This is a genomic window from Pseudoxanthomonas sp. 134C1 (assembly GCF_057773065.1).
Genome location: NZ_JBYMTH010000009.1, coordinates 152729 through 165812, shown reverse-complemented (window position 1 = coordinate 165812; position 13084 = coordinate 152729). Strand labels below are relative to the sequence as shown.

Below are 13084 nucleotides of genomic sequence, written 5' to 3'. Positions count from 1 at the left end.
GCCCGGCCGGAACCGGGCCCGTGGTGCGCCTGATCGCATCCACCGCCCGCGCGGGCACCGTCCCCGGAGACGTTCCATGAGAGTCGTGTTGTCGGCCATGCTGGCGGGTCTGCTGGTCTTTACCGGATTCATCGCGCGTGCCGACGAGGTTCCGGACCAGGTACTGGAAGGCAGCATCCAGGGCGGCGATCACCAGACCTATCGGCTGTTGCCATTCGATGTGCCGACGGGGACCCGGCGCATCACCGTCGAGTTCGAGTACACGGGACGCGAGCGCAGGACCACGGTCGATCTTGGCCTGCTGGGACCGGACGGCTTCCGGGGACAGGACGGGTTCCGTGGCTGGAGCGGCGGCAACAAGCGGCGCTTCACGGTGGCGGCGACCGATGCCACCCCGTCCTATCTTCCCGGTCCGATCACGCCGGGACGCTGGTCGCTGCTGCTGGGTTTTCCCAACGTCCGCGCCGATGCGCGGGATCGGTACACCGCGCGCATCTGGTTCGACGACGCGCGCGATGACGCGCCATTGCGGCAGGAAGCCGGCTGGTACCGCGGCGACCTGCACATGCACGATGCGCACAGCGACGGCGGCTGCGCCAGCCAGGCCGGCGTGCGCGTGCCCTGCCCGTTGTTCCTGACCGCGCAGGTGGCCGCGCAACGCGGCCTGGATTTCATCGCCGTCACCGACCACAACACGACGTCGCAGGCCAACGGGTTGCGCGAACTGCAACCGTACTTCGATCGCCTGCTGCTCATGCCGGGCCGCGAGATCACCACCTTCAGCGGCCACGCCAACTGGATCGGCAGCATCGCCCCGCTGGATTTCCGGGTGGGTTCGAAGGAGATGCCGGACTGGAACGCGGTGCTGGCGCAGACGGACGGGGAGGGCATCGTTTCCATCAACCATCCCGTGCGCCCGTCCGGCGAAGCCTGCATGGGCTGTGGCTGGAGCGCGCCGGAGACGACGGATCTGTCACGGATCCAGGCGGTGGAAGTGGTCAATGGCGCCGACGCCGACAGCGAATGGTCGGGCATTCCGTTCTGGGAGCGCCAGCTTTCGGCGGGACGGCGGATGACCGCGATTGGTGGCAGCGACAATCACGACGCGCCGCGCGAGACGACCGACGCCGGTGGCGCGGCGCTGGGGGCACCGACCACGGTGGTCCACGCCGACGCGCTGTCGATGCCGGCGGTGCTGGATGGCATCCGCCAGGGCAGGGTGTTCGTCGATGTCCAGGGCAGCCGGGATCGCGCGATGACCTGGGAAGCGGTCGCCGGCACGGCGCGCGCGCTGATGGGACAGTCGTTGCCGGTCGCCGCGGGCGACGAAGCGACGTTCGTGCTGGGCGCGACCTCGGTTGGCGGCGCGAGCGCGGAACTGATCGTCGATGGCCGGGTCGTCGAACGCCGGCGCATTCCCGCCGGCGCGCCCGCGCAGACCCTGCGGTTCACCTGGCGCGGCGACGGTGGCCGGCACTGGGTGCGGACCAACGTGCGCGGGAGCGATGGCCGGTTGTGGCTGCTCGGCAATCCGATCTACGTCGAGCCGCCGGCGGGCTGAAGGGGAAAGCCGGCGGCGTCCTCAGCCGCCGCCGAGCGCGTGGACGATTTCGATGCGATCGCCGGGCGCCAGCTGGCGGGTCGGGTGCAGGCCGCGAGGCACGATTTCGCCATTGACCTCCACCGCGACCCGGCGCTCGGCCAGGCCTTCGGACTGCAGCAGTCCGGTGATGGTGAGGGCGGGTTCGATGTGGCGGGATTCGCCGTTCAGTACGATGTCCATGCCGCCATTGTCGCCGCCCGGCCGGGTTGGCGCACGTCCGGTTTGCCGCGATGCAGCGTGAATGCCCCCGGGCTTGGTGGAACGATAATCCCCATGCGCCGCCGTACGGTAAATGTGAGTCGCGCGCATCCGAGAACAACGACAACGTCTTTTTTATTTGCCCCGGGAGAACACCATGAGATCGACCCAACGGCCCCTGTGCCGCCTGCTGACATTGGCGCTGGCCGCCGCCGCCGTGCCCGCGTTCGCGCAGAGCAGTCCCTTTTCGCAGACCATCTTCTTTGGTGACAGCCTGACCGACAGCGGTCATTTCCGCCCGACGCTGGTGCAGCTCAATCCCGGGGCCGCCGTAGCCGGCCGAGCGACGACCAACCCGGGCTTCGTCTGGTCCGAATTCGTTGCCCAGTACTACGGAACCAATGGCGTCAGCGCCAATCAAGGGGGCACCAACTATGCGGTGAGCGGTGCGCGCACCGGCACCGATGCCACGCAGCTGCTCGGCCCGATCACCGTGCCCGTGCCGGCGCTGACGACGCAGCTGGCGAGCTATCTGGGCAGCACCGGTGGTCGCGCCGATCCGCGCGCGCTCTACACGGTCTGGGGCGGCCCCAACGATCTGTTCGCGGCGGTCGCCAACCCGTCGCAGACACCGGCGATCATCGGCCAGGCAGTCACCTCGCAGGTGGTCGTGGTCGCCGGCCTCAAGCAGGCGGGCGCGGAATACATCCTGGTGCCGAATATTCCCGATCTGGGCAAGACCCCGCGTTTCCTCAACAACGCCGGCGCCACCCAGCTCGCGGCCACCTACAACGCCGCGCTCTACAACGGCCTGACCGCGCAGGGTCTGCGGGTGATCCCGCTGGACACCTTCAATTTCCTGCGTGAAATCACCGCGTCGCCGGCGCAATACGGGTTCGTCAACGTGACCTCCCCGGCCTGCGGCAACACGCCATCGACACTGTGCGTGCCGCAGAACTACGTCGCCCCGGGGGCCGCCGGCACCTACGCGTTCGCCGACGGGGTGCATCCGTCGATGGCCGCGCACCAGATGCTGGGCCAGTACGCGATCTCGGTGCTGGAAGGTCCGCGCCAGCTGGCCGTGCTGCCGTACACCGCTTCGGTGATCGGACGCTCGCGTGCCGACCGCGTCGCTGCCCACATCGACACGAAGCCCGAAACCGACGGCGTGCGCTGGTGGGGTGACCTGCGGGGCGACTCGCTGCGCTACGACGAAGGCGATTTCGACGGCATCACCCCGACCGGTACCTTCGGCCTGGATTGGACCCGCGGCGACTTCGTGTTCGGCGGCTTCGCCGGTTTCGGTCGCGGCAAGATGGACTTCGGCGACAGCCATGGCAGCTTCAAGCAGTCCGACGCCACCCTCGGCGGCTTCGTCGGCTGGTACCAGGATCGCGTGTGGGTCAACGGCCAGATCAGCTACACGTGGCTGTCCTACGACGTGGATCGCGAAATCCAGTTCGGTCCCGCCACCCGCCGCCACAGCGGTTCGCCGGACGGCAGCAACCTGACCGCGGCTATCAGCGCCGGCTACGACTTCGAGCACGGCAAGCTGCGCCATGGTCCGGTCGCCAGCGTGGTCGCGCAGCGGGTCAAGCTGGATGGCTATTCGGAAAGCAACAGCAGCTCCACCGCGTTGACCTATAGCGATCAGGACCTGGATTCGCTGATCGGCAGCGTGGGCTGGAAGGCCAGCATCCAGGCCACCGAGCACACCCGTCCCTACGCGCAGCTGACCTACGATCACGAGTTCGAGGAAGCCGATCGCCAGGTGTTCGCCAGCCTGCAGTCGATGCCGGGCGTGATGCCGTACGCGGTGCCGGGCCTGAACTTCGATCGCAACTACGGCACCCTCACCGTCGGTGCCCGCACGCAGGTCTTCGGTCTCGACGCCGACGTCGGCGCGCGCGTTTCCGCCGGCAAGAAGGACGGCCACGACGCGACCGTGTTCGTCAGCCTGGGCGGCGGCTTCTGATCCCGCCGAATGCGTGATGCCTTGTCTTGCGGCGCCCCTCGCGGGCGCCGCATTGCATCGGCGCCCCGACACCGCATAGACTCCTTCCCGTGCGGGTGTAGTTCAATGGTAGAACTGCAGCTTCCCAAGCTGCTAACGTGGGTTCGATTCCCATCACCCGCTCCAGATTTGGCCAAAACACGCGCAAGTGATTGAGCGCGAACGTTTTTTGGCTGGCGAAACGATCCTTCAAACGACCTCCCCGAGGTATCGTTTGAGGTATCGTTTTCATGCCCAAGCCCTATTTCCTGGCGCGCCGAAGCGGCTTGTATGTGCGCTTCCTGGTGCCGCTGGATCTGCGAGATGTCGTTGGCTCTCGCTTCCTTATTCGGACGCTTAGATCGGCCCGCGGCGACCGTGCACGGTTCGTCGCAGCGACGCTGGGTGTGGCACTCTCTGAGGCGTTCGCTCGGATGCGAACGGGGGTGGGGATGGTCGATGTCAAAAAGCTCCTAGAAAGCGCCCAACGGGCCGCGGAGTCAGGCGAGGATCGGCCTTGGACGGCGTCCAACGTCCGGGTAGGCGGTGTCGACTTCGGCAACGTGCACACGACCAGCCGAGAGGACACCCTCGACTTCATCGAAGCGATGAAGGCAGCCGATCAGATGGTGGCCAAGGCGTGGGCTGGCGTCGCCCAAGCGCCCCAGCAGTCTGCGCCAGCGCCCAAGTCGCTGCTTCTGTCCGAAGAGATCGCCCATCACATTGGGGATCTGGAACGGCGAAAACTCTCGCCTGACACCATCACGGAGAGTCGGCATTCTCTGCGGATCCTGCTGGGCATCGTGGGCGATCGTCCCGTGGCCGAGATCAAGCGCGACGAGATCCGAGCCTTCTGGAACGCAGTTCGCTGGTGGCCGGCCAATGCCACCGTCAAACCCCAGTATCGCGAACTTTCGGTGCCCCAGATCGTGGAACGCGGGCGGGAGGATGGTGTGCCATCGCCTTCTGCCCACACGCTTAACAAACATCGTCAACGGCTGGGCGTGTTCTTCAATGCCTTGGTCGATGCGGACGTCATCGCAAAGTCGCCATTGAAGGGAACGGGCGGGGAGATCGACACCTCAACGGATCTGGATACAGGGCGACCCTTTACCGACGAAGAGATCGCCAGAATTTTTGATCCGGCAACCTTCGCTCCTTGGGGCAGCAAATATCCGCATCGATGGTGGGGGCCAATGATTGGTCTCTACACAGGCGCTCGCGTTACCGAAGTAGCGCAGCTCTACCTTGATGATGTTCGGCAGATCGAGGGTATCTGGGGTTTGTTCTTCTGGAAGAACGCACGCGGCCAAAAGCTGAAAACGCAATCTTCGATCCGCTTCGTGCCGCTGGCTCAGCCTTTGCTCGATGCAGGTTTCCTGGACTTCGTTGCGGATATGCGAAAGACGGGCCATCCACGCCTATTCCCCCACCTGCCCGCTGGCACTAAGCAGGACGGCACGCCGAATGGCTTGGGCTATGGGCGACAGTTGTCCAGGCAGTTTTCGGCCTACCTGAAAGAGCTAGGGATCGAGAAGGGTGTGGGATTCCATGCCTTTCGCCACAACATGTCAACGAAGCTCGCCGAGGCAGGTGTTCCCAAACCTACAATCGCGCTCATCACCGGGCATGCGCGCAGGCAAGAAGTCCCGACACTCGAAAAACACTACATCCATATCGCAGATGTGAAGACTCTATCAGAGCGTGTAGAAGCGCTGGCGCGGCTTACTCCCATCGTTGTCCGTCCGCACTATCGCGTGGAGATGTTGTCTGCGAGCAAGAACGAAAAGCTGCATAAGTAGTGTGGCATGCGCTTCCCGAGGTGGGTTTCCCTCAGCTAATCAAAGATCTATGGAGAGACGCAAATGGCAACAAAATCAGACAAATCATTTTTGACGCTTGCAGCGCTGATTTTCGTTTTTGGAGTGGTAGTGTCATTTATAGAGCCGGCGCAAGGACGTGATCCGATGTCTCGGGTCAATTTGCTGTTTTTCTGCTTCGTGGCTATGTCGTTCCTGCTGGCATTTTGCAAGCAAATCAATCAGAAATTCTGGGCATTTCTAACGGCGATCGCCGGAGGCGTGATGTGGCTGATTTCGACCTGGTTCGGCACACCCGGTGGGCTCGCCAGCATCGCCGACACCTTCAAGTTCTACTAAGACGCTAAGTAATAGACGATGCGGGCTAGTTGATAGCCAACAAGCAGGGCGCCGAACGTCAAGGGAATCCACAAGAACCCAAGACGCTTGTCATCTTTCTTCCTGGTGTTCATAAAAGTCCATCGCAGTTTGCGGAACTCAACTCATAAGGCAGAACGGCTGTTTGTCAAATCCCGAGGGGGCTCGAAGATCATGAGTCGAGGAAACACTTAAATCTGGATGGCGCTAAGGGCGCAGGGAGGGGCCAATGTGGTCGGATATCGAAACTAGAATCGATTACCTCAACTACCTGGAAGTCGCGGAGGTAGTCTCAGAAATCCTATTAGACCGTCGAATGCGACCGGTTTCAGTTGGCGTGTTCGGGACTTGGGGCACCGGCAAGTCGAGTCTTCTGAACCTGATCGAAAGCCAAATCCGTCGCGAAGCGAGCGAGAAGGTAATCGTGATCAGGTTCGATGCCTGGCTCTATCAGGGCTACGACGATGCGCGCGCCGCGCTCATGGAGGTCATTGCACGGACGCTCTACGAGGCGGCCAAGGACGACGAAACCCTACTTGACCTAGCAAAGCGACTCTTGGCTCGCGTCAACACACTCCGAACGCTTGGGCTTGGTATCGAACTCGTGGCGGCGTTCCACGGACTCCCACTTCTCGGTGCCGCCTCACGTGCAGTCGAAGGCGTGCGAAATATCGTGAAGGGGGATCCATCACCGAAAGACACGCAGGCAGTTGCGGATGGATCGAAAGAAGTCCTCAAGCTGATCGACCCAGCTAATGCACAAACACCACCCAAGGAGATCGACGCGTTTCGGCAGGAATTCGGCGAGCTTCTCGAAAAGCTTGGCAAGACCTTGGTGGTATTCGTCGACAACCTCGATCGCTGCCTCCCCACGCAGGCGATTCATACGCTCGAAGCACTCCGGCTGTTCCTCTTCATGGAGGAGTCTGCGTTCGTGGTCGCCGCAGACGAAGAAATGGTGCGCGACTCAGTGCGTAAGCATTTCGAGGGCGCAAGCGAGCGGCACATCACTGATTACCTAGACAAGCTAATTCAGGTTCCAGTGCGTGTGCCTAAACTTGGTATCACCGAAATTCGGGCGTATCTCTTCATGCTCTTCGCCGAGGCATCCAACATCGATTTGGGTAAGCTGGACAAGCTGAGGGTCGCGCTGGAAAACAATCTTCGCCGTAGCTGGACCGATGCGCCGGTCAAGCTGGAAGATGTGGCGGGCATTACGGGTGCCAGCGATAGCCTCCTGGCAAGTTTCGACACAGCAGACCGTATGGCATCCATGCTTGCTACTTCGGGAGCCGTCCTTGGTAATCCGCGAATTATCAAGCGCTTGCTCAATGTCGTGCGTCTCAGGGTCCGCATTGCTAAACGCCGCGATATGCCCATCAACGAGGGCATGATTGCGAAGTTCGCGATCTTCGAGCGCTGCGTAGACGCGGGCGCGATTGGAAAGCTTTACGGCTTGGTCAACGAAGCATCGGGAGGCAAGCCCCCGCTAGTTGCTACGCTCGAATCGATTGCAGATGACCCCGAGAAATTTGAGGCAGCGTTGCCGAGTGAGTGGAAGGCGCAAGGTCCATTTCTGCGCGATTGGATGCAGTTGAAGCCTGCTTTGGGTGGAGTCGACCTGCGGCCTTTGGTCTATCTAAGTAAAGAGACGACGGTGCTTCGCTCCGTCGGAAGCGGTCTGTCGCAGGCCGCGGCAGAGGCAGTTCGCATCCTTACAAGCGCCAAAACGTTGTCGTCGCCCGCGGCCACCCAGGCAATCGCTGCCGTTCCGGCCAGCGAACTTGGCGGGGTGATGCGTGAGTTGGTAGCAGTGCTGGGAGAGCAAGCAGATTGGTCCAAACGGCCAGACGCCTTCAATGGCTCGGTCATGCTGGCCGATGCGCACCCAGAAGTAGCAGGTCAGCTTAATGCGCTCATCAAGGGGATACCCGGGAAGAAAGCGCTGTGGCTGACGACATTGCTGAAAGATCGAGCTTGGGCAAAAGGAGTCGCCTGATGGGAACGTCAACTTCAAGTCGTGGTGCGAATGATCGTAGTCCATTAGTGCCGCCGTGGGCGGATGTCGATGGTGCCGGGCCAGGCCCCGAGCCAGACGAGCAACGCTTTCGCGCATTTCGGACTCATCTTGGTAAGTTCGTCGCAAACGGAGATGGGGATCAGCTCCGTAAGGCGCTGCGAAGCTATGCCAGCTCTTCGACTGGTGGCTCGACGGTGGGGCCGAGGCGCTTCGGTGCGGTCGCGCAGTCAGGCGCCGCCATGTTTGGAGCCCTTAATGACCTTCGGATAGGTTCGCCTAATGCGCCGGCCAATCTTCGAGCGCTCGCCGGCCGACCCACCCGTGAGGTCATCGATGCGCTTGTCGATGCATTCGTGCCCGAAAACGGGGACGCTGATCGCATCCGGGCAGCGCTAAATGATGCGTTATCGGAGTGTTTGGAGGGCGTCGACGAATTCGACTTCGGTAGCATTACCGATGAGGTCCTTGTAAATCTCATGGTGACCTACGTCTCGCTGTCTGTGTTCCAAGCGATCGTGCTCGATTCGGATCGAGCGTTTGGTAAAGGCGCGACGCCAGCGGCTGTCGAGAACGCTGAAAAGCAGTTGATGGAACTGGTCAAGGTCGTGAGTGAGAAACACATGGCGCCGCTCCTCGCGGGCGATGTCGGCGGGATTTCACCTGCTCAGATGCAAGCAGCGCAGATCGCCGCAATCCGAGAGGTCTGGAAGGAATGGGAGGGCTACGAGTAATGAGCACTGTCTATGTCCATCCAGAGCTGGATCAGCTACCTGGGGCAACCGAAGCACTTATTCCCATCCACCTCTACGGCAGTCGGCCCGATCAGGAGGGCCGGGCGGCGCTAGGATGGAGCATCTACGATGAGCTAACGAGGGTCCGCGCTCCTCTGAACCCAGTCGCCTTCGACTTTCTGTCGATCTCGCTAGCTGTGATTGCTGCTGACACTTTTGTCAGTCGCGATGATGCTGCCGACGGTTGGGCGCGCGAGATCAACCTGGTTGTTGCGTTGGACAACCCCGGAACTTGGGCGCCTGTGCTGCCCAAGCTCACGCGTGCACTGAATTTCCTGAGCGGCGACGTGTGGACTCTTAGGGTCGAGGGCGGCGGCGATGCGCCTCCCGCTTTCAACCGGCGCGTCAGTCGCAATATCGACCCGCGAGCATGCGATAGCGCTTGTCTATTTTCCGGAGGACTTGATAGCGCGATTGGAGCGCTTGACTTGCGGGCAGGTGGTCGCAACCCGTTTCTTGTAAGCCATGCCTACACACACGATGCTGCCAAGCAAGAGGCGATTCTTCCGCGGCTAGGTGCCGGTGCCGTGCGGTTTGGAGCGCAGGCAAGCCCGGTGGGCTGGCTCGATCATGGCAATGACGTTCAGATGCGAACGCGCAGTTTCAACTTCCTGGCCATGGGGGTGCTCATGGCAGCATCACTCCTTCGGCCCGGCGTCGCACGCACAATCCTGTTTGTGCCCGAGAACGGCCTTATCGCGCTGAACCCACCACTTACCCGACGAAGGATAGGTGCTTTGAGCACCCGCACGACACACCCTTACTACTTGCACCTGATCGGAGAAGTGCTGGACGAGGTGGGCCTGCCGATCGATCTGATGAATCCCTACGCGCACAAGACCAAAGGGGAGATGATGGCCGAGTGCCGCGACCAAGCGCGTCTCGCGGCGATAGCGAATGGAACGGTATCGTGCGGCAAGTGGAAGCGAACGGGCGAGCAGTGTGGCCGCTGCGTGCCTTGTCTGATCCGCCGTGCCGCGTTTCATCGCGCGGGCATGGCAGACGGAACGCCCTATCAGGCAAAAGGGATCGACCTGCACCAGTTCTTCGAGCATGACGAAGATCCTGACGATCTGATGGCCATGCTCTTGGCCGCGCGACGGCTGGATACCATGGATGTCGATCGTTGGATTGCAATGACAGGTCCGATGCCATTGGTGGCCGCTGACCGGGCCGGTCGGGTGAATACTGCCCGCCGTGGCATGATGGAGGTGCGCGACTTCCTGCGCTCCGAAGCTCTTCTCTAATGTCGGTCCCTACCGTAGACATGCATTGCCACCTGGATCTCTATCCAGAGCCGAGGCAGCAAGCCGAAGCAATCGGCAAGAGTGGTTCGTATGTGCTTTCCGTAACAACTACGCCGTCGGCTTGGCTCCAAACCCAGGCGCTGTCGGCGGCCCACCCTCGGATCAAGACAGCGCTTGGACTCCATCCGCAGCTCGCGGCAGAGCGGCTCGGAGAGCTCTCGCTCTTCGATCGACTTCTTCCCCAGGCGCGCTATGTCGGAGAGGTTGGGCTTGACGGGTCCACTGAGTGCAAGCCCTTCTGGGCTGAGCAGGTGCGCGTGTTCGACCATGTGCTTGCATCCTGTGCCCTGGCGGGTGGGCGTGTTCTCACCATCCATAGCCGAAATGCTGCGACACAGGTGCTGGATGCATTGCAGCGGCATGGAGGCTACGGCGTTGCCATTCTGCACTGGTTTTCCGGGACCAAGAAGGAGTTGTTGAGAGCTATCGATATGGACTGCTGGTTCTCTGTTGGCGATGCGATGACGCGCAGCAAGAAAGGGCGCGAGCTGATGGCGCTGATGCCTTCCAATCGAGTGCTTACCGAGACGGATGGGCCTTTCGTGAGTCACCGTGGTTCCCCAATCACGCCAGGCCACTGCGATCACGTGATCTCATTCTTATCCCAGCAGTGGGAGCTTGATGAGCGATCTACACGCACCCGCGTCGTGAATAATTTCCGCCAGGTGGTTTCGCTCTGACTATGCGAGAGATTGCTCTTTGGCCGTCGGCCTAGTTGAAGTTAGTCCGCAGGAGAGAATCCATCGCGGAGATTTTCCGGCAAGCGAGCTCCCAGTGCCTTCTCCGCGCAGTCGAGGGGACATTCCCCATACTCGGTCGTCGTCTCGATTCGCGCCGTTGTAGGATTGATGACGTAGTAATTTGAAGGCGGACACTGTCGCGCATCGCAGTATGCAAGCAGCAAGATCCTGGGGCCGGCTTTCGACGCAACGCAGGCGACCACGTTCCGGTCTTCCAGGAACACGTAGGGCTCGACACCGATGCGCAGCGATCCGGTCTTGCCTTTGACCTCGACTTGCCCGGTCGGCGAGATCCACTCTCCGTCGATCCCAGACACTTTGATGGACGCGGCGCCACAGGTGCCGGTTGCCATCTGGCCTGTCAACTTGCGGTCGTCCAGCTGCACAGCTTCGCCGGCTACTGCGGTATGAGCCAGACCGGTCAGGACAATCCCAAGGATGAGCGCACGCATCTTAGTAGCTCCCCTTTGCTGAGCCGCCGATCGGCCCGAGCTTTTCGAGCTTCCGGGCGTTGAGCCGGTAGAGCCAGATCGCCAGGGCCAGCGCGGGGACGCTCAGCAGCAGGGCGGGCGGGAAGCCAATGGCCGTAGCCAGGACCGCCAACCCCGCGGGCACGATCAGCAGAACGATGATCCAGGCCCGAACGCCCGTGTGGAAGCCCCGCGGATCACGCTTGTGCCAAGCGATCGCGGCACTGATGAGGGCAAAGACGATCGCTGCGAAGGCGAAGGACACTGCGGCACCGCTGAGCTTGAAGAAACCGACCAGCACAGCCAAGGGCAGCCCCCAGCGAAGAAGCTCACTTCCTTTCATAAGACCCCCTTTGATGCCCACCTTCCGTGGGCTGGACTTGAAAATCTACGTGGCACGTAGTATCACAGAGGGGCGGGCAATTGGCATCATCTGGGACCATCGAAGTCCCAGACGTTCATGCCCGAGAAAGCCATAAACCTTGTCCTTGCAGCCCGGCTCAAAGCCGCGCGTAAGGCGTTGGGCTTATCCCAGGTCGATGTCGGGGTGCAGATGGGGCTTCCGGAAGAAACCAGCTCGGCGCGCGTCAACAGGTGGGAGAAGGGGGTTCACCCGCCTTCGCTGAAAAGCGCCGAGGAGTTGGCCGAAGTCCTGGGCTTGCCTTTGCCGGCGCTCGTGAGCCGGGATGACGTCATGGCGGAGATGATCGCCAGCTTTGCGCTACTGCCCAAGGCTGAGCAGCAGGCCGTCTTGGCCAAAGTCCAGAAGGCACTGGGTGCCGCGCAGGCCGAGCAGGTGCGAGGGAAGCTTGCCGCGGCCACGCCTTCCGCTAAGAAGGCCAAGAAGGCATCCGACAGACGGTTGTAGGCATGCCGAAAAACGACCCTGTCTCTCGGGTCTAAGGCGGTTCAAGCTGGGAAGGGGAGCGACCTATACTGCAATCCTACCGAGCAATGGGTGCGGCGTGGCAAGTTCTCGATCAAGCAACTGGGTGCCTATCGTGGTGGCCCTTATCGGGTTGGCCGGAGTCATCACCGCCGCCGTGATTTCGCGGGATGGCACGAACTCTCCCGAGCATCGGCCCACTGCTGCGACAGCGGTTCAGGCTGAGCTAGTGTCTGCCACGGAACAGCCGTCCCGAGTTGCGATCACCGGCGTCCTGATTGGGAGAACGGGCGATCAGCCGTTCGTCTCGGACGTCATCACGCAGTTTGGCCCAAAGGAAGAGATGGCTATCACCGTGCGCTACACGGCGAGCGAAGAGGTTTCGAACTTCCCCGTTCGTTTGTCAGTCCGAGTTTTCTCTGGCATGGACAACGGTGTTGAAGAACAGGTGTCTGACGTGTCGATGCCTGGCAACAGCTTTTGGACCTTCCGCTTTAAGCCCAAGGATGGCTGGATCAGTAGCCAGCAGTTCGTCTCCATAGAGGTCGATGGGCGAAAGGCATACAGCCAGGTCGTGAACATCAAGCATCAGTGATCCGGATGCTTGCGATGCGGAGAGCCCCCGAGTGTTCTCTAAAAACCATAACGTTTATCTGACGTTATGGAATAAGTAACGGGCCAGAACTTACGTCTCTGTAAGAGCTAGAATTACCATAGCCCTTAGTATAAACACGTATATGGCAGTCGAAAAGTCCTATAAAAATAGGCTGTTTTGAAACTTTTGCTACCATCATTGTCTGCGAATAATCTTGCGCAGAATGGCAATGCCATAGATGGAAGAGCAATTGAGATGCTAGCGGTGGCAACGCGTTGACAGAAAACATCGTCGCCTTACTCCA

13 protein-coding genes and 1 tRNA gene are annotated in these 13084 nt (G+C 61.2%); 11 read left to right on the top strand and 3 right to left on the bottom strand.

What is annotated here, in order from left to right; all coding sequences use genetic code 11:
* The first annotated feature begins 76 nt into the window (after window positions 1-76).
* Window positions 77-1561, top strand: coding sequence for a CehA/McbA family metallohydrolase (locus tag AC3DEZ_RS16185; protein ID WP_488389135.1), 1485 nt, complete (start codon window positions 77-79; stop codon window positions 1559-1561).
* A 21-nt stretch (window positions 1562-1582) separates the two neighbouring features.
* Here AC3DEZ_RS16185 and thiS read toward each other — a convergent pair whose 3' ends face one another.
* Window positions 1583-1783 carry a sulfur carrier protein ThiS gene (gene thiS, locus AC3DEZ_RS16180; protein WP_440472205.1) on the bottom strand — a complete coding sequence of 67 codons (201 nt, stop codon included), beginning with the start codon at window positions 1781-1783 and terminating at the stop codon, window positions 1583-1585.
* A 175-nt stretch (window positions 1784-1958) separates the two neighbouring features.
* Here thiS and AC3DEZ_RS16175 point away from each other — a divergent pair, with 175 nt between their 5' ends.
* The 8 genes from AC3DEZ_RS16175 (at window position 1959) to qatD (ending at window position 10769) form a co-directional block, all read left to right on the top strand.
* Entirely contained in the window at window positions 1959-3776 is a 1818-nt protein-coding gene (locus AC3DEZ_RS16175) for an autotransporter outer membrane beta-barrel domain-containing protein (protein ID WP_488389134.1), read from the top strand.
* Window positions 3777-3867: 91 nt separating this feature from the next.
* Window positions 3868-3941, top strand: a tRNA-Gly gene (locus AC3DEZ_RS16170).
* Window positions 3942-4045: 104 nt separating this feature from the next.
* Window positions 4046-5596 (top strand): tyrosine-type recombinase/integrase, encoded by a 1551-nt coding sequence (locus tag AC3DEZ_RS16165; protein WP_488389133.1) that lies wholly within the window; start codon window positions 4046-4048, stop codon window positions 5594-5596.
* A 63-nt stretch (window positions 5597-5659) separates the two neighbouring features.
* Window positions 5660-5953 (top strand): hypothetical protein, encoded by a 294-nt coding sequence (locus AC3DEZ_RS16160; RefSeq protein ID WP_488389132.1) that lies wholly within the window; start codon window positions 5660-5662, stop codon window positions 5951-5953.
* A 247-nt stretch (window positions 5954-6200) separates the two neighbouring features.
* A complete protein-coding gene (locus AC3DEZ_RS16155; protein ID WP_488389131.1) occupies window positions 6201-7970 on the top strand; it encodes a KAP family P-loop NTPase fold protein in 1770 nt (589 codons plus the stop codon).
* Window positions 7970-8722 (top strand): hypothetical protein, encoded by a 753-nt coding sequence (locus AC3DEZ_RS16150; protein ID WP_488389130.1) that lies wholly within the window; start codon window positions 7970-7972, stop codon window positions 8720-8722. The genes AC3DEZ_RS16155 and AC3DEZ_RS16150 overlap by 1 nt, the downstream gene beginning before the upstream one ends.
* Window positions 8722-10029, top strand: coding sequence for a Qat anti-phage system QueC-like protein QatC (gene qatC / locus AC3DEZ_RS16145; RefSeq protein ID WP_488389129.1), 1308 nt, complete (start codon window positions 8722-8724; stop codon window positions 10027-10029). The genes AC3DEZ_RS16150 and qatC overlap by 1 nt, the downstream gene beginning before the upstream one ends.
* A complete protein-coding gene (gene qatD / locus AC3DEZ_RS16140; RefSeq protein WP_488389128.1) occupies window positions 10029-10769 on the top strand; it encodes a Qat anti-phage system TatD family nuclease QatD in 741 nt (246 codons plus the stop codon). Before qatC ends, qatD begins: the two co-directional genes overlap by 1 nt.
* 41 nt (window positions 10770-10810) lie before the next feature.
* Here the strand turns inward: qatD and AC3DEZ_RS16135 are convergent, their stop codons facing one another.
* Both AC3DEZ_RS16135 and AC3DEZ_RS16130 read right to left on the bottom strand, forming a co-directional pair.
* A complete protein-coding gene (locus AC3DEZ_RS16135) occupies window positions 10811-11281 on the bottom strand; it encodes a hypothetical protein (RefSeq protein ID WP_488389127.1) in 471 nt (156 codons plus the stop codon).
* 1 nt (window position 11282) lies between these two features.
* Window positions 11283-11606 (bottom strand): hypothetical protein, encoded by a 324-nt coding sequence (locus AC3DEZ_RS16130; protein WP_488389126.1) that lies wholly within the window; start codon window positions 11604-11606, stop codon window positions 11283-11285.
* Window positions 11607-11759: 153 nt separating this feature from the next.
* On the opposite strand from AC3DEZ_RS16130, the gene AC3DEZ_RS16125 reads away from it, so the two are divergent.
* Window positions 11760-12167 carry a helix-turn-helix transcriptional regulator gene (locus AC3DEZ_RS16125; RefSeq protein ID WP_488389125.1) on the top strand — a complete coding sequence of 136 codons (408 nt, stop codon included), beginning with the start codon at window positions 11760-11762 and terminating at the stop codon, window positions 12165-12167.
* Window positions 12168-12300: 133 nt separating this feature from the next.
* Window positions 12301-12780, top strand: coding sequence for a hypothetical protein (locus AC3DEZ_RS16120; protein WP_488389124.1), 480 nt, complete (start codon window positions 12301-12303; stop codon window positions 12778-12780).
* The last annotated feature ends 304 nt before the right edge of the window (window positions 12781-13084 follow it).